This is a genomic window from Carnobacterium sp. CP1 (genome assembly GCF_001483965.1).
GTDB lineage: Bacteria > Bacillota > Bacilli > Lactobacillales > Carnobacteriaceae > Carnobacterium_A > Carnobacterium_A antarcticum.
The window spans coordinates 1,584,393-1,608,499 of record NZ_CP010796.1 but is presented as its reverse complement, the minus strand read 5'-3'; the positions used below and the strand labels follow the sequence as shown (position 1 = coordinate 1,608,499).

Genomic DNA, 24,107 nt, shown 5'->3' with positions numbered 1-24,107 from the left:
AAAGTTATATTCAGTAAAAATATTATTAATTTAAATCTTAGGAGGAAAATAATATGAGTGAACAAATTATTGCAGGTAAAACATTGGGAAATTGGGAAGAAGAAATACCAGTATTAAAAAACATCATGGAGACAGAGAGTGTTTTTTGGATCAATCGTTTCAAAAGCGATTTTGCAACGGCCTCAAAGAAAGTGGAACTTTCCAAAGCTGATGTAGACGATGCTGAAGAACGTTTAGCACGCTTTGCTTCCTTTATAGTAACTGCATTTCCAGAGACAGAAAAAACAAAAGGAATCATTGAATCGAAAATAACTGCTATACCGACAATGAAGGCAGAACTTGAACAATATTACGATACGATTATTGAAGGAAAACTACTATTGAAACGTGATGACACATTGCCGATTGCAGGCACGATCAAAGCAAGAGGGGCAATCTACGAAGTATTAAAACATGCAGAAACACTTGCGTTAGAAGAAGGTTTGCTGAAAAGCATCGATGAAGACTATATAATTTTCGCAAGCGATGAGTTTCGTGAGTTTTTTGCTAAACATAAAATCATGGTAGGAACTACTGGAAACCTAGGTATTAGTGTAGGGATAATGGGAGCAAAATTGGGATTTGAAGTTACTGTTCATATGTCTGTAGAAGCTAAGCAATGGAAAAAAGATTTATTAAGATCCCATGGTGTTACGGTAATTGAGCACAATACAAATTTTACAAAAGCAGTGGAAAATGGAAGGATGCAATCAGACCAAGATCCGACGTGTTACTTTGTTGATGACGAACATTCCATGGACCTGTTTTTAGGATATACAGTAGCTGGTAATCGTCTAAAAAAACAATTAGATGAACAAAGGGTGAAAGTTGATGAAGACCATCCATTATTTGTGTATTTGCCATGCGGAATCGGGGGCAGCCCAGGAGGTATTACATTCGGATTAAAACAAGTTTATGGAGATAATGTTCATTGTTTCTTCTCAGAACCAACACATATGCCTTCAATGATGCTAGGGTTGATTACAGATGAGTATGATGAAGTATCAATAGACGACTTTGATATTGATGGCAAAACTGGAATGGATGGATTAGCGGTTCCACGAACGTCCGGTTTTGTTTCAAAGTTAATGAAAAATTTCTTTGATGGCGGTTTTACATTGCAAGAAAAAGAAGCTCAGCATTTCTTGACAGCCATGATAGATAAAGAAGGTATTGGCTTAGAACCAGCAGCTTTAGCTGGTGTTCCAGGGGCTGCTCGTTTATTTAGTACAACAGAAGGGAAATGTTATCTGTCCGAAAAAGGATTAACTGAAAAGATGGGCCAAGCAACACATATTGCCTGGGCTACAGGAGGAAGTATGGTTCCTAAAGAGGATATGAAAGAGTTTTATAGACAAGGTTTAAAGAAAAGTGATGTTTTAAGCTAATCGAAATAAATTTCATGGAAATAAACAACTTGTTTTATCTTGAATAGCAGCGGCTAACAGCTTACTTTATTTTAAAAAAACAAAGAAGTAATCAAGAGTAGGAATCCTCATTACTACACTAAATAAAAGACAAAGAGCAATAACGAATAAAAGTCTCTTATTCAGCCTTAAAAAGTTGAGTAAGGGACTTTTTCGCATTATGTTACAACTACTTATTGGCTGAATTTTTGTAGGTAGTATTTTTAAGATACAAGGTATTACGTAAATTTAATAATTTGAGATTTTGATGCTTTATATAGCTAAAAAACATATGTATATGGTACTGTTTAAATCACTATTGTATGGCTATATAATTTTTGCGGTTTATAGATTTAAGATACATAGATTATTTATGAATAGCTGTGTATCTAATTTTTTCTAGAAAAATAGTACACCTTTTTAAGAAATAATATTCTAAACGTGAATATTATTTCTTAGTGTTCTCAGAACGTTGTTTACAATATTTTCCGGTGTTACGATGAGTTTGATAAAAATAAACTATTATACCGGAGGCGTATCAAATGTTGGAAACAAATTTAGAGCGAATTATTGATAATATCGAAACCCTAGCTACCTTTAATGCCACACCTGGAAATGGAGTCACCCGGTCCGCTTATTCAAAAGAAGATCAGCAAGCTAAAGAGTATTTAATTAATGAAATGAAAAAGCTTGGATTAACTATTTGGGAAGACGGCTTCTCAACTTTATTTGGACGCAAAGAAGGAAAATTAAAAGATGCGCCGGTTGTTATGATTGGTTCTCATTATGATTCTGTTGTTAATGGCGGTGCTTTCGATGGAGCAGCTGGTGTAGTTTCTGCATTAGAAACCATGCGTGTTTTATTGGAAAATAATATCGAAAACGATTATCCAATTGAATTGATTTTAATGAATGCAGAAGAAGGCGAAACTTTTGGACCGGGAACAGGTGTATCCAACTCACGTGCTATGGTGGGAACGATGACTGAACTGGAACTTAAGACGGTTAAAAACCGTCATGGACAAACGAAGTTAGAGGCGATGAAAGAATACGGACTAGATCCTGATTTAGAAAGTGCTAAAAGAGCGCCAAAATCAATTAAGAATTTCGTAGAATTGCACATTGAACAAGGGCCAATTTTAGAAAAAGATAACGTTGATGTTGGCTTAATTGAGTATTTACCAGGTATAGGCCGCTATAAGATGAGATTTCATGGAGAATTAGAGGATTCTACAGCTCCAATGGACAAACGCAAAGATGCGTTAGTAGCAGCTTCAAAATTCGTTATTGCTGTTAACGATATTATGAAAGGACTAGGATCAGGAATTGCTGGTACAGTTGGTGCCTTGGACATTTCTCCAAATTCTAATCAATTTATTCCAGATTATGTACAAGCATTAGTTGAAATCAGAACATTTGATAAAGCAATTCTCGATAGCACTGATTTGAAGGAAGAATTCCAGAGAATTTTAGCAGGTATCGAAGCAGAAACGGGTGTTCAAACTGAATTACTGGAAATGGCTCGTATTGGCTACCCTAACCCAACCCCGCCAAGTATGATGGATGCTGAAAATGTAGATAAAATGAAAGGGATCTGCGACACATTAGGTTATTCGCATGCTATTATTAATAATGGAACGGGACATGATGCTATGATCATGACTGATTTTGCACCTACAAATATGATTTATGTTCCAAGTAAAGAAGGTGTTTCTCATCATCCAGATGAATGGACAGATTATGCTGACTTGAAAAAAGGAGCAGATGTGTTGTTAAACTTGACGATGGATATTTGTATGGAAAATAAAGAAACAGAATTTTAAACGAAAGTGAAAGATCCTCGGAGATACCCTATAAATTCTTATGAATAAATCTAGTTAGATAGATCTTACTGTGCAGTTTAAACAGAGTAAGGTCTTTTTTATTTGAGAAAACGTATTATCATCTACAATCAATGAATGCTTATAAGAGTTGTAATTTATTTAGAAAAAGAAGCAGCAAATTGAAATAATAACAGTTCCATAAGAAATTTTTACATTCATCAAAGAGGTTTCTAAACATATTAGAGACTTTTAATATAAACCGTTCTTATGTTAAACTGATATATAACAGAATTTTGAATTTAGTTAACATAGGAGGCAATTGACCCATGAGATTAGAGCAGCTTATTAATAAGTACTACGATTCGCTAAATGAAAACGATTTATATGTCATCAGCTTCATTAGCCAAAACCTTGAATTATGCGGCGACAAAACGGTGTCTGAAATTGCTCAGTACTCGAATGTTTCAGCTTCAACGATTATTCGTATGGTTAAAAAACTTGGATTTAAAGGGTATAGCGAATTTCGCTACTTTTTAAAAGAAGAAATTAAAAGTATGGAAAATACTAAAGTTTCCAGCAACGATTATTTTAACTCTTCCACTGTATTAGAAGATGTCAAAGCTACTATCCGCCTATTTGAGCAAGATAAAAGTGCTGAAAAAATTTATGAATTAATGGTCAGTTCTAAACGGATTTTTGCTTATGGTACAGGTTATGGACAAGGATTGATGTTGAGCGAATTTTCAAGGTGCTTGATGAACAGTAACATTCATTTGATCATTATCCCTAGCAAGGTAGAACTGGAATTAATCGCTCAAAGTATCACATCAGATGACCTATTGTTTATTATAGGATTGTCAGGAAATGTAGATTCTATAGAACCAGTGCTTAAAAGCATCTCGCTTAAAGGAACGCCGATGGTTTCAGTGACAGTTTTTTCAAGGAACACACTATCCTACCTGACAGATTATAATCTTTATTATCAAGTATCAAATATGAACAAAACCAGTAATTTAAACAACACTTCTTTTTGTACATTGAATTTGGTTTTAAGTTTGTTGTATGAAGGATTCATTAATTACAGTAAAGATCATCCACAGTCTTTCCTGCAAGAAGAGTAACTTCTTAACGATTAAATGAGACTATTTTTATAAAAATAAAAGAATTATAAAAAGATTGCCAACATTGATTGTTGCCAATCTTTTTTAATACCTGCTGAAAGAATATAGCAGTACAAAAAAGCCTGAATAATAATTCAGAAAATGAACCAAAATCCGTGTTCTGGTTCATTAATTTATCTGCATGAAAGCGATTGATAAGTTTTGGACAAGATGATAATCTTTATTTAGCAAGTCGACTGTAAACGTTTACCAGTAAAAAGGAGGATGAACGGTTATCTTATATGGGTATAATAGTGAATCGTTTTATCAGAAAAAAATTAAAATTTAAAGAGGGTGGGGAATAAATGAGAACACAAATTCAAAAATTAGGAAAAACGTTGATGGGCCCGCTATCCATCATTGTAGCATCAGGGTTATTATTAGGCATCGTATCTATTCTGCAAAATCCAGCCATTGTTGGTGAAGGACTAGCTAATGCATATGCGATTCAAACATTTATAGGCGGAGCTCAAGCCATTGTGTCTACCATGTTTGGGTTGCTGCCAATTTTATTTGCTATTTCTGTTGCGACAGGTATGGCGAAAGAAGACAAAGAAATTGCTGGTTTTTCAGTGGTTATCGGATTTATTCTATTTCATGTAGTCATCAATTATTTGTTGCAGCTCAATAACATTACTGCAGAAAATACTTCTATTGAATACTTAACTAGTCAAGGCTTGAGCGACATACGTGCAGTAGAATTCGGTAGTGTCTATGAGACCATGTTAGGTGTCTTCACTTATCGGATGGGTGTTTTTGGCGGTATTGTAGTCGGTCTTTGGACAGCATTTATCCATAATCGGTATCATACAAAACAATTGCCTATAGCATTTAGTTTCTTTAGTGGAAATCGTTTTGTACCGATCGTCATTATTCTAACGATTCCGTTTCTTTCTATTATTTCTTATTTCGTATGGCCGTTCTTTAACATAGCAATCAATGGCTTAGGTAGTTTAATTGGGCAATCAGGTGCTTTTGGTTCCTTCATCTATGGTTTTTCAGAACGCTTATTGATTCCAACTGGGTTGCACCATGTGTTAAACCAATTGATTCGTTTCACACCACTTGGAGGAACAGCTATGGTTGATGGAGAAACAATTTCAGGAGCACTATCTATTTTTAACGCTGAAATGGCTTCGCCAAATATGAATTTAGTTGTATTACGGCAATCAACGAGATTCTTAACACAAGGGTATCACCCTTTTATGTTATTCGGTTTGCCTGGAGCATGTTATGCAATGTATAAAACAGCTTATCTAGAACAACGTCCGAAAATTAAAGGAATGCTCTTTGCTGCTGCATTGACTTCTTTTGTAACCGGTATAACGGAACCAATTGAATTCGCCTTTATTTTCATATCTCCAATTCTTTGGGTATTCCATGCCTTTATGTCAGGTCTGTCCTTCTTATTAATGACATTGATGAATGTCGCTGTAGGGAACGCCGGCGGAGGTATGATTGATTTAACGATTTTCGGTATTTTGCAAGGCACTTACACCAGGTGGTATTTATGTGTGGCAGTAGGTCTAGTTTATGCAGTTGTGTATTATTTTGTATTTAAATATGTGATTGAACGCTTTGATGTGAAAACTCCAGGTAGAACAAACGTTGCTGACGAAACTGAAGAGGATGCAGTCGTGGTATCAAATGATAATTTAGGAGCAAGTATTTTAAGCGCTCTAGGGGGCAAAGAAAACGTTGTTGAAATTGATAACTGTATCTCACGTTTACGTTTAGTACTAAAAGACACTTCTATCGTAAATGAACGGTTGTTAGCATCGACAGGGTCTATGGGATTAGTCAAGATCAACCAAAATAATATCCAAGTCGTTTATGGCGGGAAAGTGGAAAAAGCAGCTCAATCGCTAAAACAAGAGATAAAAGCACAAAAATAAGTATGGTAGAATAGAAATAGATAAAAAATAACTGCCTCAGCAATGAGAATGATGTAAAGTTGAGGCAGCTTAAAGGAGAAAAAAGAATATGCAAACAATTTTTGTAAAAGATTATGATGAAATGTCAAAGAAAGCTTTTGAAGTATTGAAAGAAGTTATTGAAGAAAACAAAGAACCGGTACTTTCTTTAAATACAGGAGGCACTCCTAGAGGGTTATTTAAGTATTTAGTAGAAGGGATAAACAATGGCCTAGATATCAGCAATGCTACCATCTTTAATCTAGATGAGTATGTAGGTCCAAAAAATGCTGTGTACACTGTTCGGACCTATATGTATGAAAACCTTTTTAATTTAATTCAAAACCAACCCAAACAGGCATACTTGATTGATGGAGAAACAGCAAACCCTGATCAAGAGATTGAACGATACAAAGAGCTTCTTTCCCAAAACAAAAGAGATATCCAAATACTAGGTCTTGGAACAAACGGACATATTGGGGCAAACGAACCAGGAACGCCATTTGATTCAACCATGTTTTTAGCTGAACACGAAGAATCGACTGTACAAAGCACGATGAAAGAATACGGCATTACTAGAGAAGAAGCACCGACTGAAATGTTTACATTAGGATTTTCAGAAATTTTAGATGCTGAGAAGGTACTGTTGTTAGTTTCAGGTGCACATAAAGCTGAAGCAGTCAAAGCGTTCTTAGAAGGCGAGATTACTCCAGATTGTCCTGTTACAGCTTTAAGAAATCACGATAATGTTATTGTTATCATCGATGAAGCTGCTGCTTCATTATTAGAAAAGTAAGTCTTGTGTTAAACCTTTAAATAATAGACGTAAAAAATCGGCAGAATTTCTTTGCCGATTTTTTATCTTTTTTACCAATAGAATCCATGCTTATTATACTCTTGGATAGAAGAAAAGTCAGAAAAATTTATGGAACTAAGTTAAGAAAGCAGTGCTATATACATACGGTATCAAGTATTCATAAGAAATTTTATCGCTATAGTTACTTATTTAAAACCGATAGAAGAACCATAAATTCAAACGTGCATTTTCAAATCATCTCCCATAGCCATTACCATACTGTTAATGTATTGATGAACAGCATCTGGAGATTCTGTTCCTTTTTCTGCGATAATATTGACGATTGCACTTCCAACGATCACGCCATCTGCTGCTTGAGAAATCTCTTTTGCTTGTTCGGGGGTGGAGATGCCAAAGCCAATGGCACAAGGAATGTCACTGACTTCTCTAACTTTTTTGATGATGTCTGCGATATTGGTGCTGATATTGCTGCGGACTCCTGTTACTCCAAGAGAAGAAACGACGTATAAAAATCCCGTAGCTTCTTTGGCGATTTTATGGATTCTTTCATCAGAAGAAGGAGCGATCATAGAGATGTGCTCAACACCGTATTGTCTGCAAGCACCAGAAATGACGTGTTTTTCCTCGAAGGGCATGTCTGGAACGATGATCCCGTCCACTCCAACTTCTTGGCAGCGGGCCATAAATTTATCCACGCCATACACAAAAACGGGATTGAGATAAGTCATCAAGACAAATGGTGTTGTGATGTCTTCGCGCAAATCCTGCACCATTTGAAAAATATCATCCACATTGATGCCATTTGATAGTGCCCGTTCGTCCGCTTGTTGGATGGCAGGACCTTCAGCTACAGGGTCAGAAAAAGGGATGCCGATTTCAATGAGGCTTGCGCCGGCGTCTACAGCTTTTCGAATGACCCGTTTAGTGGTAGCGATCGTGGGATCTCCAGCTGTAATAAAAGGAATAAAGGCTTTCTTATTTTTAAATGCTGCTGCTATTCTACTCATGAATATCCACTCCTTTGTAACGTGCAATGGCAGCCACGTCTTTGTCTCCTCGCCCGGATAAACAGACGACGATCACTTGATCTTTGTCCATTTCGGGAGCGATTTTTTTAGCATAGGCAATGGCATGCGAGCTTTCGATTGCGGGTATAATGCCTTCGGTTCTCGATAAGTAGCCAAAAGCTTCGACCGCTTCTTCATCGGTAATGGATACATAGGTCGCTCTGCCAATATCGTGCAAATTAGCATGCTCAGGACCAACTCCTGGGTAATCTAGACCCGCAGAAATAGAATGAACGGGAGCGATTTGTCCATAACTGTCTTGGCAGAAATAAGAGGACATGCCATGGAAAATACCTTGTGTCCCAACGGCGAGAGTAGCGGCTGTTTCTTTGGTATCAATTCCGCGGCCGGCAGCTTCACAGCCAATCAGTTGTACATCTTCATCTTCTATAAAATCATAAAACATTCCAATGGCGTTGCTTCCGCCTCCGATACAAGCCATGACCATATCTGGAAGTTTGTTTTCTCTTTCCAGAATCTGGACTTTTGTTTCTTCGCCGATGACTTTTTGGAAATCTCTTACCATGGTAGGGAAGGGGTGAGGACCCATCACTGAACCGATAGCATAGTGTGAATCTTCGAAATTAGAAGTCCAGTCTTTCATAGCTTCATTGACGGCATCTTTTAAAGTCCGCGTACCCGTAGTTACTGGAATGACTGTCGTGCCCAGCAGTTCCATCCGGAAAACATTCAATGCTTGTCTTTGGGTGTCTTCTTCTCCCATGTAAACTACGCACTCCATATCTATCAGAGCTGCAGCAGTAGCAGTGGCTACTCCATGTTGGCCAGCGCCTGTTTCAGCGATGATTCGGGTTTTTCCCATTTTTTTTGCTAGCAAAACCTGACCAAGCACATTATTGATTTTATGGGCGCCGGTATGATTCAAATCTTCTCTTTTTAAATAAATTTTTGCACCGCCAAGTTTTTTTGTCATTTTTTCAGCATAATACAAAAGAGAAGGGCGCCCAGCATAAGTGGCTAGCAAATGGTTCAGCTCAGCGTTAAAATCCGCATCCTCTTTATAAAAATCGTAAGCTGTTTCCAATTCCGCAATGGCATTCATCACCGTTTCTGGAATAAATTGCCCACCGTGTTTTCCAAAATAGTTTTTCATGCTGTAACCTCCTGTATATTTGATAACAATTGAATAATCTTATTTCTGTCTTTGTATCCATCGGTTTCAACACCGCTGGAAATATCAACGGCATAAGGATGCAGCTGTTGAATGGCTTGCTTGATGTTTTGAGGGTTCAAGCCGCCTGCTAAAAAATAGTCTTCTTTTTTATCTCTCAACATTTCCCAGTTGAACGTTTTTCCTGTTCCGCCCATCTTGTTTCCGTGATAGGCATCATAAAGCAAGTAGTCAGCTGCATAGGACCGATTCAGATTGGATTCAGAAGAGACTCGAACGGCTTTGATGATTTTTGCATCTGTCTGTTGTGCCAATTCTTTTAAGTACTGGTCGTCTTCATCCCCATGCAGCTGAATCAAATCGATGACTTGTTCATTCACTAGCTGCAAAATCGATTCGACGGGTTCATTCACAAAAACGCCCACCGTTTGTATCCGACGGTCCAGATGGCGACGGAGAATTTCTGCTTCTTGAAAAGTGATTCTCCGAGGGCTTTTTGCAAATACAAAGCCAGCAAAATCGGGCAAAGTTTCATTTAAAATAGCACTATCTTCCAAACGGCGGATGCCGCAGATTTTGACTTTTGTTTTAGACACTCAAGACACCACGTAATTCTGCTAATTTCGCTTGTTTATCTGTTGCTTGCATCAATGTTTCGCCAATTAGAACACCATTTACGGCCTTTTCTTCTAACAGGGATATGTCTGCTCGCGTTTTAATTCCGCTTTCCGCTATAAAAAGGATATTTTGGGGCACCTGATTTCGAAGCAGAACAGCATTTTGGATATCGACTTCAAATGTCTTCAAGTTTCGGTTGTTGACGCCGATGATGCGTGGATTTATGGATAAGGATTTTTTGAGTTCTGACTGAGAATGAACTTCTACCAAGGCTGACATTCCTAGAGTGTGTGCCAACTCTTGATACCGTTTCAGTTCTTCAGTTTCCAATAAAGCAGCGATCAACAGAATGGCATCAGCACCAATAACTTTGGATTCATAAATTTGGTACTCGTCGACGATAAAGTCTTTTCTTAAAATCGGAATCGAAGTAGTCCGTTTGATTTTAGATAAAAATTTATTTTCACCTTGGAAAAAATCCGGTTCAGTCAATACCGATAGCGCAGCTGCTCCAGCAGCTTCATAGGATTGAGCAATCGTTTGATATGGAAAATCCACTGCGATCACACCTTTTGATGGTGAAGCTTTTTTTACTTCACAAATGAAACTCATATTTGATGCTGCTAAAGCTGTTTCAAAAGGAAAATCTTGTTCAATAGGCAATGCAAAGGCTTGTTTTTTTAAATCTTCTAAAGCGAGTTTTTCTTTTGCGCGTGCCACTCGGTGTTTGGTTGCGGCTGAGATTTTATCGAGTATCATTATTTATTCACCTCATTTGAAAGTTGTTTGAATTGCTCCATTTTTGCTAAAGCTTGTCCGCTGTCGATCAAGTCTGCAGCTTGCAAGATAGCTTCCATAATGGAAAGATTATCTTTAGCTAAGTAAATAGAGAGCCCGGCATTGCAGATAACGGTGTCTCGTTTGGCTCCTGTTTCTCCAGAAAGAACTGCTAATGTAATGCGGGCATTTTCTTCAGGACCGCCGCCAGTCAACTCTTCTTTATGGCAATAGTCAAATCCATATTCTGCAGGATCAAACTGGAAATGGCGGATAGTGCCGTTTCGGATTTCAGAAACTTCTGTGGTGGTCGTCAGCGTGATTTCGTCTAATCCGTCATTTCCGCAGAAAACCATCGCTTTTTCCATTCCCAAATTTTTAAGCACTTCGGCTAAAGGTTTTACCAATTGTGTATTGTATACTCCCAGCATTTGCATTCGAGCACCCGCAGGATTTGCCAAAGGTCCGAGCAAATTGAAAAGAGTTCTGATTCCAATTTCTTTGCGCACAGGAGCAGCATATTTCATTGCCGGATGATAGGTGGGAGCGAACATAAAGCACATGCCTAACTCTTCTAATATTTTTTCGCTCTGCAAAGCCGTTAGATGGATATTGATGCCCAATGCTTCAAGCACATCTGCACTGCCGCTTTTGCTGGAAGCACTGCGATTTCCATGTTTCGCTATAGGGACCCCAGCTGCAGCAATCACAAAAGCAGAAGTAGTAGAAATGTTGAAGGTATAAGCTTCGTCGCCTCCTGTACCTACGATATCAAGAGTATTTGCCAAAGAATGAACTTTTTCAGAATAGTTTCTCATTACTGAAGCTGAAGCCGTGATTTCTTCTACGGTTTCACCTTTCAGACGCAAAGCCGTGAGGTAAGCGGAAATTTGAGCGTTCGTCGCTTTGCCATCCATGATTTCTGCCATTGCTTCTGTAGTTCGTTCGTAGCTCAAGTGCTCGCCATTCATTAATTCAGAAATGGCTGTTTTAATACCTGCATTCTTTATTGGGGAAGTCATTGTCTCAGGAGTCTTTAGTTGTTTGAGAGCCATTTTTTATCATCCTTTCTATTGATCAATTAGGTCCATATACGTATGTTTTCGTACAAAAAAAGCTCTTGTCCCTCTATAAAAAAGGGACAAGAGCTTAGACTCCTGCGATACCACCCAAATTGGCGCTGTTATAGCGCCCACTCGTTTTACATACTATCATATGTACCCTGCTTGTTAACGGATAGGGTTTCCCGTCAGCTCCTACTATGATTTCAGAGCTGCCCTCTCTAGTCCATTCAAGAAAATTCCTGTTGCCGTATTCTCACCATTGACGGCTCTCTTTAAACATTCATCATTCTCTACTACTCTAGATTATCGGTTTGGTTAAAATTGATTAAGTTAGATTCATTTAAATTTAATGTTTTGTTAATATACCGAGAAGTATAGTTCAACTTTTTATAAGTGTCAACCTTTATGATAAAAGAATAAAAAGATGCCAGTAAATAAAACCACTGGCACCAAATAGGTAAAAGTATGCTCATATTTAATGATTTTATAAAAATTTGAAACAGTAAAACAACTATTCACTTACATTAACAGCTTTTTGTTTTGTAAAAGAAGATTTGTTCAATTCAGCAGCTTTTAAATTATCTTTTTTCATTTGTTTAAAGTACCACACGAACATTAAAATATAAGCCGCTAATGCTGCTACAGATAACAAGATTAAGGATAGATCCATAGTGTCGACCGCTTTCCCTAATAATACAGCTAACATTTTTTCTAAAGGATCCGAATCGACAGAACTAAATAACTGTCCTTCTGATAAACCAGCAGGGAAGTTATTCATCGCAATAGATGCTGATGTAAGGAAATTTCCTATAAGAGTGGCTGCCCATAAGAATAATGGAATCATGATCGTACCAATAATGGTCATACGGATTACTTTTCCTTTAGTAACAATCAACAAGGCAGGGGTTAGGACCGTTAATAAAATTCCTCCTAAAGGAAGGACTTGGTTTCCTGGAAGAACCATCGCGATAATTAAAAGAATAGGAGCTAAAATATTAGCTACTGCCCATACCTCGGCTCTTGAAGCAAGAATCGGCCAATCGATGGCGATAAATAATTTTCGGCCTCGTAAACGTTTGCTCATTAAAGTAGTAACTCCATCTGATAATGGTTCAATAGCAGGACCGAACCAACCGCCAACATAAGCAAACAGTTCCAAAGCAACTCCTGCAGTAAACGCTAGAGTGAAGATTTCTTGAGGACTTTGTTGTCCTAATAAGCCAATAAACAGGCCTAAATAAACACCAATGGCAAATTTACTGCCCCAAAAACCAATTTTTTTATTTAAAATTTCAGCATTAAAATCATATTTATCGATAAAAGGAATACAGATATCAATTAATTTATTAAAGACCATTACGATAGGAGCTACTAGTAAAGATGGATGCGCTGTCGTAGTGATATTTGTTTCTTCGTAGTCTAGTAATTCGTTGATTGTCGGTTTCATGACATCCGCATTGATCAACATAAGGGCATAGATAAAGACTACAAAAATGGAAGTTATAAAAATGTTGTTATTAGAGTATTCTAAAATAATCAATCCTATAATAGATATATTCCAAATATTAAATAAATCAACATTTAGGGTTTGAGTAAGGGACGTAAACAATAGAATTAAATTCATAATGATACAAATGAACGCAAAATATAGGGTATACATAGATCCCCATGTAATCACAGCTAGAGGTGCCCACCCTAAATCGGTTATAGACAAAGAGACACCAGTAGATTCAACAAAGCTATTTAAAGCTGGTCCAAACGCACCGGTTAGTAAGGATATAATAGCGCCCATACCGGTTAATGCAATGGCCATTCTGAGACCGCCTTCAATTGATTTTGAAAAAGAAACTTTAAATACTAACGATAGTAACGTAATAACAATAAACATCATAGCAGGTGCGCCTAATCCAATGAAAAAGTTAAATCCTGCATTTAGTGCATCAAACATATTCAACATCCCCTTTAATTTTCGTAAATGCGTAACCGGTTACGAATTTTGAGGACGTTTACAATTTATCACATTTAACTTTTAAACACAAGGGAAAATATTTGAGTTGACAAACGCTTTCAAAAGGAGTTATGATAATAAGCGTAATCGGTTACGTTATTTTCAAAGAGGAGTTTAAAGTATGACAACAATACGCGATGTAGCAAAGTTAGCAAATGTTTCTACTGCTACTGTTTCTAGAATCATTAATGGAAAGGGAGAAGCAAGCCCTGAAACTATTAAACGTGTAAATAAGGTAATAAAAGAAGTAGGCTATAGACCTAATTCATTAGCTAAAAGCTTATCAAAGCGAGATTCAAATTTGATAGCTTTAATAATACCCACTTTAAATAATCCTTTTTTTCCAGAATTAGTTGAAGCAATTGAAACCGCAGCTAGTAAATATGGATACAACTTATATCTTTGTAATAGTGAAGACCAACGATCAAAAGTTGAGTACTTTCTCGATTCAATCGTAGATCATTATGCATGTGGAGCAATTATTAATTCGTTACATGTCAATGAAGAGGATTTAAAACGTTTAGAAGAACGGGGGATCCCCACAATTACAATCGATAGAACACAATTTTCACATCCTTATTCTGCCGTTGGAGTAAACCATAAAGATGGCGGATACCAAGCTGTTTCTCATTTAGTTAAAAACAATAACTGTAAGAAAATCGTTTTTTTGTCGGGACCAGATGGTGAAAAAAGCTCTTTAGATCGTTTAGAGGGTTACAGAGAGGCTTTAAAGGAAAATAAAATAAAAGATTTTGAAAAAATTGTTTATGGCAATTTTGAAACGGTTAGTGGATATGAAGCAATTAATGAATTAATTAAAAATGGTTGTATTTTTGATGCCATTTTTAGTTCTAATGACGCAATGGCATTTGGTGCTATTAGAGCATGTATCGATGCAGGCTTAAAAATACCAGAACAAGTAAAAATCATTGGATATGATAATGTTTTGCTTTCAAGTTATTTTTATCCCAAATTAACTACTGTTAGTCAGCATAAATCACGTATTGGAGAACTTACGATTAAAGAATTGGACCGTTTGATAAACGAACCAAACAGTAAGCCCAAAAAATATAATCTTTCTCCTGATTTAATAGTCAGAGAGTCATCAAATAATAGGAGTGTAAAAAATGAATAAACTAGGACCATCATTAATGTGCACGGATTTGGGAAATGTAGAACAAGATATTAAAGAATTAGACAATGCAGCAGTGGATTTTTATCACATTGATGTTATGGATGGGGTTTTTGTTCCGAATTTTGGTCTTAACCCCGACTTTGTTAAAAGAGTTCGGGAAATAACTGAAAAACCACTTGATGTACATTTAATGGTGACAGACCCAAGTCGCTATATCGATACATTTGCAGAAGCAGGTGCAGATATGATTTCTATACATGCTGAAGCAACATCTAATTTACAAGGCGACTTAGCAAGAATCCAAGCACATGGTTTGAAAGCAGGGGTAGCCATCAATCCTGCTACTTCACTGGATGTATTGGAATACGTCTATGACGTAACCGATTACGTAGTTGTGATGACGGTAAATCCAGGGTTTGCAGGTCAAAAATTTATACCGGCTACCTATGATAAAATCCAGGAGCTTAGTGATCAAATAAAAAAACGCGGGCTGCAAATTGAAATACAAGTAGATGGAAATATTGGAGAGAATACGATTCCTAAATGTAAGGATAATGGAGCAACGATGTACATCGGCGGATCAAGTGCGGTATACAATAGCACAGGAACACTTAAAGAAAATGTCCAAAAGACAAAACAATTATTAGCGTAGGGAGGAAGTAAAGATGAATTATGATGTAGTCGTACTTGGGAGTATCAACATGGATGTACGTGTGGAAACGAATAACTATCCTGAATATAGTGAAACTGTTTTCGCAAATAAAATAGAAATGCTGCCTGGAGGAAAAGGTTCAAACCAAGCCGTTAGCGTAGCGAAACAAGGGAAGAAATTAGCTTTTTTAGGTGCTGTTGGTCAAGATAGCGCGGGCAACCAAATGCTTCAAAACCTAGAAAATAAAGGTATTTCAACTAGCAATATTTTGCAAACAGATAAAGCAGGTACAGGAACTTTTGTAGCGATTGTTGATAACAGTGGTGAAAATACAATGGTTGGTACGATGGGCGCTAACGAAAAACTTCTAAAAGAAGACATAAGAGAAGTTTTTTCAGATATTGATGCTAAGATTTTATTATTGCAAATGGAAACGAGTAAAGAGTCTATTATTGAGACTATGAAAATTGCGAAAGAAAAAAAGATGTACACTATTTTAGATCCTGCTCCTGCAGATGGGTATTTTGAGGAAGCTCTTAAGTATGCAAGTTTGGTTACTCCTAACCAGCAAGAAACAGAAAAAATAACTGGAATCAAAGTAGTAGATGAAGAGACAGCATTTGAAGCAGCTAAAAAAATACATGCCATGGGAGTTCCTGATGTTATCGTTAAAATGGGGAACAAGGGCAGTTTAGTATACAAAAATGGAGAAAAGATTTTAGTTGATTCAATCAAAGTCAGGGCAGTTGATACGGTTGGAGCTGGAGACACTTTTGCTGGAGCACTAGCAGCCGCATTAGTTGATACAGATGATTTAGTAGAAGCTGTACGATTTGCAAACATAGCAGCTGGCATCAAAGTTTCTAGGTTCGGGGGACAAGAAGCTATACCGACTAGAGAAGAAGTTATAGCATACCAAAAAGAAGCTATAACACAATAAAAATACTAGAGACAGCTAAAAGAAGATGAAGAGAGTAAAAAGTTTAATTTATTAAGAAACCATTTGAGTTTTACCTAAAGAAAAGCTAAAGGCAACTTGTTACCATTAGCATCAATGAAACCAAAAAAGTTTAGTAATGAGTATGGCAAATGAATAGTCCATTGCCATACTCATTTTTTTACAGTAAAAGCTAAGTGTAACCTATCCAGATGTTAAATTTCTATCGTTAAGATAGGCAAATCCTTTTTGAATGCTGTAAGGAGTTTAAATCCACATTTTTACTAACGAAATATGAGATAGAACTCTTTGAACTGCTTTTTTATTTTATCTTTATGGGCTTTTGAGGTATGTTTTTGCATTCTAGGCGTCAAAATCTCTAAAGATTAGAAATTAAAGTTGACAAAATAAATGAGAGATGTTAAATTAGCGTTACATTAAATTTTGGTTATAATAAAATTTGAATTGAGTGGAACGCAATGATAAGAAAAGTACATTTAAGCGGAATCTTTACAGAGAGCCCTGGTAGCTGAAAAAGGGAAGAGAAAGCTGAATGGAAAATGGTCTTTGAGTGGAACAATTGAACGTTCTAGTGAGTTTTTCATAGAACTTTAGGTTGTTACGGGTGCACCCGTTACAGTGCTACAGTATGGCGAGTAGTTTTTTGCTTTAGTACTGGAAAAGGTGGGAACTGTGAAGTTTTCATAAACCAAGGTGGTAACACGAAATCAATGATTCCGTCCTTGCACAAAAGATTTTTCTTTTGTGTGGGGGCGGATTTTTTTGTTTGCAAATAGAAATAAAGCTGGAGGGTATGCAGATGTCATTAGTTGTAAGAACAGGTCCACAAGAATATGAATGCGGAATCGGCGTTTTAGATTCCTTAACAAGCAAATTAAAAGCACGAGGTATTCGTAAAGCTGTGATCGTTCATGGAACAAACTCTTGGAAAAGAGCAGAAACGTATTTATCCCATCTGATCAACAGTGAGATCACATTAGAATTTGTAGCATTCAATGGGGAATGTACCTATGAAGAAGTGAATCGAATCGTGGAACGGCTAAAAGAAACCCACGCAGAGGCAATTATTGGAGTAGGTGGCGGTAAGCTGATGGATACCGTCAAATATGCTGCAGAAAAAATTACTGGGGTTCAATCGATTTTGATTCCGACGTTAGCCAGCAACTGTGCCCCATGGACGCCCTTAAGCGTGATGTATACAGCAGATGGCGTTTGCTTAGGGTTTGATATTCACACGAAACAAGTAGCCTTATTGGCTATTGAACCGAGTTTGTTACTAGATGCACCGGTCAATTACTTTGTGGCCGGAGTAGCGGATACCTTGGCTAAATGGTATGAATCGGATGTCATCTTGTCTCGACCAGAGCACCAAACAAATGCATTGCTGCTGATTTCTCGTGCTGCAGCGTTAAATTGCAGAGATACCATCGTCAACTATGGCCAGCAAGCTGTTGCAGATATTCAAACTCACTCGCTTACTCCAGCCTTTATCCAAGTGTGTGAAACCATTATTGCGGTCAGCGGTTTGGTCGGAGGCTTGGGAGATGAATACGCACGTACGACGATTGCTCATGCGGTTCACGATAAACTAACTATTTTTCCTGAAACTCATGTCTTTTTACACGGCGAAAAAGTCGCTTACGGGATTATGGTTCAGTTAGCGTTTGAAGAAAAATGGGTAGAAGTAGCTCGATTAGCTGTTTTTTATGAATCGCTGCAGTTGCCAAAAACCTTAACCGATTTGAACTTAAGTCGTTTGACGGACGATCAATTAGCGGCATTTACGGCTAGCGTAGCCTTAGACAATAACCTTATTCAATCTGGTTACGAGGCAGCAAAAGAAGACATCCAAAAAGCCATTCATTCTTTAGAAGATTATTTAGGGATAAAAGTAGTTAGTGAAACTAAAATGGGGGAATCTTTATGATCACATTTGAGCCGTCAGATGCGTTAAAGCGGCTTCCAAATCAGTTCTTTACTCGTTTGCGTTCAAAAGCCGCTAAACTTATCGAACAAGGATACGACGTGATCGACTTAGGCATCGGAAATCCTGATTTGCCAACGCCAGCTTTTATCGTTGATGAGTTAAAAGCAGCAGCGGATAATCCAGTGAACGATCGGTACGGACCCTATCGAGGGTATGACTATTTAAGAGAAGCTGTTGCAGCATATTACTGGCGCGAATACGGAGTTGAGGTAGATCCTGAAACCGAAGTAGCCGTATTGCATGGGTCAAAAGCGGGAATTGTGAGCATTAGTCAGTGTTTGCTGAATCCTGGAGATACAGTCTTATTGCCAAACCCTGCTTATCCAGATTACTTATCGGGTATTGCTTTAGCAGATGCTGAAATTGCTTCACTGCCGTTATTAGCTGAAAACAATTTTTTACCTGAATACGGTTTAGTCGGTCCAACGATTGCTGCCAAAGCGAAATTGTTGTTTCTAAATTACCCGAATAACCCAACAGCCGCCACAGCGACTGCAGAATTTTTCGCAGATACTGTTGCCTTTGCCCAAAAGAATCAGATTTGTGTGGCACATGATTTTGCTTATGGGACGATCGGGTTTGATGGCGAAAAACCCTTAAGTTTTTTACAGACGCCTGGAGCAAAAGAAGTCGGGATCGAGTTTTTCACTTTATCGAAATCACACAATATGGCTGGATGGCGCATTGGATTTGCCGTCGGAAATACATCGGTTATCGAAAGTTTGAATGTGATGCAAGACCATACGAATGTCAGTTTATATGGAGGAATCCAGCAAGCAGCGGCCAAAGCCTTAAGGGGAGACCAAACCACAGTAAAAGAATTAACCGCTATTTACGAAAAACGCAGAAACCTATTTCTCGCTGAATTGGAACAGACTGGATTAGAAATTCAAAAGCCCAAAGGTTCTTTTTATGTATGGATAAAGGCACCAGACGGATTTACATCAGCAGAATTTTTTGATGTCTTGCTAAATGAAGCGCATGTGATCGTGGCAACTGGGGATGGGTTCGGGACGTTGGGTGAAGGATATGTTCGTGTAGGGCTGTCACAAGCAGATGACCAAATCCTCGAAGCAGCAAAAAGAATCGCTCAGTTAACTCTATTTAAAGCACCAATAGCAGAAAAAACACTTGTTAGGAGGACACTATCATGAAACGAAAACTAGGAATGATCACAACGTTAGCCATCGGAGCCATTTTGACAGGATGCAGTGGAAATGAAGCAGCTTCTTCAGAAAAAGAAGGGTTGTTGAGCGATGGCGTATTAACCGTCGGCGTAACAGCTGGTCCGCATGAAGATATTGTAAATGAAGTCAAAAAATTGGCGGCAGAAGATGGGTTTGAGATCGAGGTGGTCTCATTTACAGATTTTGTTAAACCGAATACAGCTTTAGAAGAAGGCGAATTAGACATTAATTCCTTTCAAACAGGTATTTTTTTAGACAGTGTGGTAGCAGAAAGCGGATATGAATTAACCAAAGCGGAACCGACCATAACGATTCCGATGGGCATCTACTCTGAAGCTTATCAGGATATTAGTGATATCAAAGAAGGAGACACCATCGGTATCCCAAATTCACCTACTCAAGAGGGACGTGCATTGCAATTATTTGAAGAAGCCGGATTGATCACATTACCAGAAGGTTCTGGAGTAGAAGTCATTATCAGTGACATTGTTGAAAATCCTTTAAATCTAACCTTCCTTACTTCAGAGGCGGCCCAATTGCCTTCCCAACTGCAAGATTTAGGAGCGGCAGGCATCAATTCAAATTATGTATTGGATGCTGAAATGGATCCTGAAGAATATGGTTTGTTAATGGAAAATGTCGACGATTTGGTACAAGCCAATTACGTTGTTTCCCGCACCGAGAATAAAGATGATGAAGCGTTAGCGCAATTTATCGACTACTATAAAACGGACGAGATCAAACAATTTATTGAAAAGGAATTTAAAGGCGCGGTCGTTCCTTCGTGGTAAAAAACTAGTTGGTTAAGGACTACGGCAATTTCTCCAGTATGAAAATGACAGAATTGTTTCTTTAATGTAAGGCAGATTTGTTTAAATACTAATTAGAAAGAGGGAATGAAAATGACAGTAGCTGCAGAAAAATCAACCAGAACCGTTGCACCATTTAGAGGAGATCAAGTAGGGAGTTTCTTACGTCCAAGAGCGTTGAAAGACGCTCGCCAAGCTTTTGTGTCAGGAAGTATTTCTTCAGAAGAATTGCGTAAAGCGGAAGATGAAGAAATCAACAGACTGGTCGATAAACAAGTGGAAGTGGGACTCAAAGCAGTAACTGATGGTGAGTTCCGCAGAAGCTGGTGGCATTTAGATTTCCTAGAAGGCTTAACAGGAATTGAAGGCTATGTGCCAGAACACGGCTATTTCTTTGAAGGAGTAGAAACGGAAAAATACGATGTTCGAAATACAGGAAAAATCGCTTTCAATCCGAACCATCCTTTTTTTAAAGACTTTGTCTATTTAAAAGAAAGTGTAGGCGACAGAGCGCTGCCGAAAGCAACGATTCCTAGTCCAAACCAATTGCTGCACCAAGGCATTCGTGATGAAACTATTTACCCAACAGTAGAAGCTTTTTGCAAAGATATTCAACAAGCGTACCGTGAAACGATTCAAGAGTTTTATCGCTTAGGCTGCCGTTATTTACAAATCGACGATTGTTTCTGGGGTGTATTGTGTTACGACAAAGTGGTAGAAGATATTTCTGAAGAAGAATTAACCAATTTGAAAGAATTGTCTGCAAAAAATGTGCAAGGCATTTTGAAAGATAAACCGGCTGACTTAGTGATCACCACACACATTTGCCGCGGAAACTATGCTTCTACCTTTGCTGGGAGCGGAGCTTACGAACCGGTGGCTAAAGAGTTGTTTGGCCAAACAGATTACGATGGCTACTTTTTAGAATACGATACTGAACGATCTGGCGGTTTTGAACCGTTGCGTTTTTATAAAGGCCAAGGTCAAATCGTGTTAGGGCTGATAACGTCTAAAACCGGTGAGTTGGAAGCAAAAGAAGACATCAAAGCACGTATCCAAGAAGCCGCCAAATATGTTCCATTAGAGCAGCTTTGCTTGAGTACACAATGCGGTTTTGCTTCAACAGAAGAAGGAAACCATTTAACCGAAGAAGAGCAGTGGAATAAAGTGAAATTGGTACTAGAAGTTGCCCAAGAAGTTTGGGGAAATTAACCGTTGAAAATGGAAAAAATTAGGAGGAATGCAGCATGGCAAAAGTAGAAAGTTTTGAATTAGATCATAATTTGGTGAAAGCACCGTATGTACGTGTAGCGGGAGTGGAAAAAAGCGGTAAAGGCAGTATTGTTCAAAAATATGATTTGCGCTTTTTGCAGCCGAATCAAGATGCATTGCCTACAGCAGCTCTGCATACATTAGAACATTTGTTAGCGACTTACTTGCGAGATGAGCTGGAAGGAATTATTGACATTTCGCCGATGGGCTGCCGTACCGGATTTTATTTGATCAAATGGGAGGAAGATTCGCCCGAAGTTGTAGCAGCAGCTTTAGAGAAAACCTTGCAACGTGTTTTAGAAACAGAAGATGTTCCAGCTGTATCCCCAACTTCTTGCGGAAATTACAAAGACCATTCTTTATTTGCGGCGAAAGAATACGCAAAGATCGTACTAGAAAAAGGCCTTAGCAGAGATCCATTTGAACGTGTATTTGCATAATGTCACTCTTAGGAGGTAAGCACTAATGATCGGAATTGATTTGTCTGGCAAAGTAGCTTTGGTAACCGGCGGAAAAAGCGGGATAGGAAAAGCGGTCGTAGACAGTTTGCTGGAAGCCGGGGCTTTTGTGGTTTCTGGAGATTTAGGTTATAAAGAAGGCTTCGAACTGGAAACAGACCGATTTGCCGTTTCAAAATTGAATGTTGCTTCAGAAGCGTCAGTCCAGAGCTGGTTGGAGAGTACAATAGCAGCTTTTGGTAAAGTCGACATTCTAGTGAACAGCGCGGGTATTTCAACTATGGATTTAGTGGTAGACAGCCAAACTTCTGACTGGGACAAAGTCATGGATGTGAATGCCAAAGGAGTATTTTTGACTTCAAAGTATGTCGGAAAGCTTATGCAAGAAGTTGGGAATGGCGGTCGGATCATTCAGATTGCTTCACAAGCTGGAAAAAACGGCTATACCGCACTAGGCACCTATACAGCTTCTAAACACGCTGTTTTGGGGTTCACCAAAACGATGGCAAAAGAGCTGGCAAAAGACAATATCTTGGTCAATGCTGTCTGTCCTGGAGTTGTCGAAACAGAAATGAAGCATCGTGAAAGAGTAGAAGGCGGACTTATCAGAGGCATGACGCCTGAAGAAATTTATGCTGAGGACTGTTCGCAAATACCGCTTGGTCGCACAGCAGCAGCATCGGAAGTTGCGAGTGTGGTTCTATTCTTAGCAAGCCACTTGTCAGCATATATGACAGGACAAGCGATCAACGTGACCGGCGGCATGACTATGCATTAAGAAAGGACGATGAGGTATGAAAAAAAGACAAAGCGTTCTATCATCCATTTTAATCACAACAGCTCTTGTATTGGCTGCCTGCAGTTCAACAGGAGATGCGTCAGAAACCGAATCTTCGAAAAACGATTCGAGCGAATCACAAACAATAGTGATCGGAGCCCAAGCATCAGATGTTCAAATTTGGGAATACATTGCTCGATCCGATGCTGCAAAAGAAGCAGGAGTCACATTAGAAGTTGAAGAAGTAAACGGCGGTCCTCAATTGAATACGGCGACCGTTGAAGGCGAAGTGGATGTCAATGCCTTTCAATCATGGGCATACTTAAACTCATTTAATGAAGAGAGCGGGTCCGATTTAACTGCTTTTGCAACAACTTACTTAGAACCAATGGGCATCTACACTGACAAATTTGACGCTATAAAAGATGTGAGCGAAGGCTCTGTTGTGGCGATTGCCGACAATCCATCGAATGCTTCAAGAGGCTTATTATTGCTCGAAGCAGCAGGGTTGATCACATTACCCGATGACTTTGATGCATTAGGCACAACCAGTGATATCATCGAGAATCCTAAAAATTTAATCTTTGTTGAAATCGATGATACAACCGGTCCGCGAGTGCTGCAAGATGTAGACTTGGTCTTGATCGGAAATACGGTTGCACTGGAAGGCGAATTGAATGTCTTGGAAGATTCAATCTTCCATGAAGAGATCAACGACGAAACAAAAAATAACGTTAATATTCTGGTTACACAAAAAGCGAATGCCGCTAATGAAGATGTTCTGAAATTAGGCGAACTGTACCACGATGAAGAAGTTCAAGAATATATCGAAGAACAATTTGACGGCACAAAAGTCCCTGTCAAAAAAGACATTTCTTATTTAGAAGACTAACAAGAAAGATAGGCTCTTTGTCCAATTGTGTTGGTAATTCTTAGGGAGCGAAATTTCTTCCAGGATTTATGTGTTTGCTTGTAGAAAGCTATGGGACCTCCTGGAGAAGACTTATGTCTTCAGGTTTTCAAGCCTCTTCATGGCTACAAGCAGCC

The 24,107-nt window shown here is 38.3% G+C and carries 21 protein-coding genes and 2 other annotated features; of the genes, 15 read left to right on the top strand and 6 right to left on the bottom strand.

Features of this window, described 5'->3' with window-relative positions; genetic code table 11:
* Nucleotides 1-53: 53 nt before the first annotated feature.
* The 5 genes from dsdA to NY10_RS07535 all read left to right on the top strand — a co-directional run bounded on the left by dsdA (nucleotide 54) and on the right by NY10_RS07535 (nucleotide 7,137).
* Nucleotides 54-1,427 carry a D-serine ammonia-lyase gene (gene dsdA / locus NY10_RS07555; protein ID WP_058919395.1) on the top strand — a complete coding sequence of 458 codons (1,374 nt, stop codon included), beginning with the start codon at nucleotides 54-56 and terminating at the stop codon, nucleotides 1,425-1,427.
* 560 nt (nucleotides 1,428-1,987) lie between these two features.
* The gene (locus NY10_RS07550; RefSeq protein ID WP_231726717.1) at nucleotides 1,988-3,268 is read left to right on the top strand and encodes a M20 family metallo-hydrolase; all 1,281 of its coding nucleotides are present in this window, start codon (nucleotides 1,988-1,990) and stop codon (nucleotides 3,266-3,268) included.
* A gap of 326 nt (nucleotides 3,269-3,594) precedes the next feature.
* The gene (locus NY10_RS07545; protein WP_058919394.1) at nucleotides 3,595-4,389 is read left to right on the top strand and encodes a MurR/RpiR family transcriptional regulator; all 795 of its coding nucleotides are present in this window, start codon (nucleotides 3,595-3,597) and stop codon (nucleotides 4,387-4,389) included.
* A gap of 344 nt (nucleotides 4,390-4,733) precedes the next feature.
* Nucleotides 4,734-6,323: a PTS transporter subunit EIIC gene (locus tag NY10_RS07540; protein WP_058919393.1), complete on the top strand. Its 1,590-nt coding sequence runs from the start codon at nucleotides 4,734-4,736 to the stop codon at nucleotides 6,321-6,323.
* An 88-nt stretch (nucleotides 6,324-6,411) separates the two neighbouring features.
* Nucleotides 6,412-7,137 (top strand): glucosamine-6-phosphate deaminase, encoded by a 726-nt coding sequence (locus NY10_RS07535; protein WP_058919392.1) that lies wholly within the window; start codon nucleotides 6,412-6,414, stop codon nucleotides 7,135-7,137.
* Between the two features lie 236 nt (nucleotides 7,138-7,373).
* On the opposite strand, the gene trpA is transcribed toward NY10_RS07535, so the two are convergent.
* The 6 genes from trpA to NY10_RS07505 all read right to left on the bottom strand — a co-directional run bounded on the left by trpA (nucleotide 7,374) and on the right by NY10_RS07505 (nucleotide 13,764).
* Nucleotides 7,374-8,165 carry a tryptophan synthase subunit alpha gene (gene trpA, locus NY10_RS07530; RefSeq protein ID WP_058919391.1) on the bottom strand — a complete coding sequence of 264 codons (792 nt, stop codon included), beginning with the start codon at nucleotides 8,163-8,165 and terminating at the stop codon, nucleotides 7,374-7,376.
* Nucleotides 8,158-9,339, bottom strand: a complete 1,182-nt coding sequence (trpB, locus tag NY10_RS07525; RefSeq protein ID WP_058919390.1) for a tryptophan synthase subunit beta — start codon at nucleotides 9,337-9,339, stop codon at nucleotides 8,158-8,160. The genes trpA and trpB overlap by 8 nt, the downstream gene beginning before the upstream one ends.
* Nucleotides 9,336-9,953 (bottom strand): phosphoribosylanthranilate isomerase, encoded by a 618-nt coding sequence (locus NY10_RS07520; protein ID WP_058919389.1) that lies wholly within the window; start codon nucleotides 9,951-9,953, stop codon nucleotides 9,336-9,338. The genes trpB and NY10_RS07520 overlap by 4 nt, the downstream gene beginning before the upstream one ends.
* The gene (trpC, locus tag NY10_RS07515) at nucleotides 9,946-10,734 is read right to left on the bottom strand and encodes an indole-3-glycerol phosphate synthase TrpC (protein ID WP_058919388.1); all 789 of its coding nucleotides are present in this window, start codon (nucleotides 10,732-10,734) and stop codon (nucleotides 9,946-9,948) included. The genes NY10_RS07520 and trpC overlap by 8 nt, the downstream gene beginning before the upstream one ends.
* The gene (trpD, locus tag NY10_RS07510; protein WP_231726716.1) at nucleotides 10,734-11,807 is read right to left on the bottom strand and encodes an anthranilate phosphoribosyltransferase; all 1,074 of its coding nucleotides are present in this window, start codon (nucleotides 11,805-11,807) and stop codon (nucleotides 10,734-10,736) included. Before trpD ends, trpC begins: the two co-directional genes overlap by 1 nt.
* A 79-nt stretch (nucleotides 11,808-11,886) precedes the next feature.
* Nucleotides 11,887-12,132: a binding site (T-box leader), on the bottom strand.
* Nucleotides 12,133-12,327: 195 nt separating this feature from the next.
* Complete coding sequence (locus tag NY10_RS07505) at nucleotides 12,328-13,764, bottom strand: PTS transporter subunit IIC (protein ID WP_058919387.1); 1,437 nt, start codon at nucleotides 13,762-13,764, stop codon at nucleotides 12,328-12,330.
* A gap of 181 nt (nucleotides 13,765-13,945) precedes the next feature.
* On the opposite strand from NY10_RS07505, the gene NY10_RS07500 reads away from it, so the two are divergent.
* From NY10_RS07500 to NY10_RS07455, 10 genes are all read left to right on the top strand, one after another.
* A complete protein-coding gene (locus NY10_RS07500; RefSeq protein WP_058919386.1) occupies nucleotides 13,946-14,959 on the top strand; it encodes a LacI family DNA-binding transcriptional regulator in 1,014 nt (337 codons plus the stop codon).
* The gene (rpe, locus tag NY10_RS07495; RefSeq protein ID WP_058919385.1) at nucleotides 14,952-15,611 is read left to right on the top strand and encodes a ribulose-phosphate 3-epimerase; all 660 of its coding nucleotides are present in this window, start codon (nucleotides 14,952-14,954) and stop codon (nucleotides 15,609-15,611) included. The genes NY10_RS07500 and rpe overlap by 8 nt, the downstream gene beginning before the upstream one ends.
* Before the next feature lie 13 nt (nucleotides 15,612-15,624).
* On the top strand, nucleotides 15,625-16,551 hold the full coding sequence (locus NY10_RS07490) for a ribokinase (protein ID WP_058919384.1): 927 nt from the start codon (nucleotides 15,625-15,627) through the stop codon (nucleotides 16,549-16,551).
* A gap of 467 nt (nucleotides 16,552-17,018) precedes the next feature.
* Nucleotides 17,019-17,296, top strand: a binding site (T-box leader).
* A gap of 72 nt (nucleotides 17,297-17,368) precedes the next feature.
* The gene (locus NY10_RS07485) at nucleotides 17,369-18,496 is read left to right on the top strand and encodes an iron-containing alcohol dehydrogenase family protein (protein ID WP_058919383.1); all 1,128 of its coding nucleotides are present in this window, start codon (nucleotides 17,369-17,371) and stop codon (nucleotides 18,494-18,496) included.
* Entirely contained in the window at nucleotides 18,496-19,710 is a 1,215-nt protein-coding gene (locus NY10_RS07480; protein ID WP_197409002.1) for an aminotransferase class I/II-fold pyridoxal phosphate-dependent enzyme, read from the top strand. The genes NY10_RS07485 and NY10_RS07480 overlap by 1 nt, the downstream gene beginning before the upstream one ends.
* On the top strand, nucleotides 19,707-20,534 hold the full coding sequence (locus NY10_RS07475) for a MetQ/NlpA family ABC transporter substrate-binding protein (RefSeq protein WP_058919381.1): 828 nt from the start codon (nucleotides 19,707-19,709) through the stop codon (nucleotides 20,532-20,534). Before NY10_RS07480 ends, NY10_RS07475 begins: the two co-directional genes overlap by 4 nt.
* 111 nt (nucleotides 20,535-20,645) lie before the next feature.
* Nucleotides 20,646-21,764 carry a 5-methyltetrahydropteroyltriglutamate--homocysteine S-methyltransferase gene (locus NY10_RS07470; RefSeq protein WP_058919380.1) on the top strand — a complete coding sequence of 373 codons (1,119 nt, stop codon included), beginning with the start codon at nucleotides 20,646-20,648 and terminating at the stop codon, nucleotides 21,762-21,764.
* A gap of 35 nt (nucleotides 21,765-21,799) precedes the next feature.
* On the top strand, nucleotides 21,800-22,264 hold the full coding sequence (locus NY10_RS07465; RefSeq protein WP_058919379.1) for an S-ribosylhomocysteine lyase: 465 nt from the start codon (nucleotides 21,800-21,802) through the stop codon (nucleotides 22,262-22,264).
* A gap of 25 nt (nucleotides 22,265-22,289) precedes the next feature.
* Nucleotides 22,290-23,060: an SDR family NAD(P)-dependent oxidoreductase gene (locus NY10_RS07460; protein ID WP_058919378.1), complete on the top strand. Its 771-nt coding sequence runs from the start codon at nucleotides 22,290-22,292 to the stop codon at nucleotides 23,058-23,060.
* A 16-nt stretch (nucleotides 23,061-23,076) separates the two neighbouring features.
* Nucleotides 23,077-23,952, top strand: a complete 876-nt coding sequence (locus tag NY10_RS07455; RefSeq protein ID WP_058919377.1) for a MetQ/NlpA family ABC transporter substrate-binding protein — start codon at nucleotides 23,077-23,079, stop codon at nucleotides 23,950-23,952.
* Nucleotides 23,953-24,107: the final 155 nt, after the last annotated feature.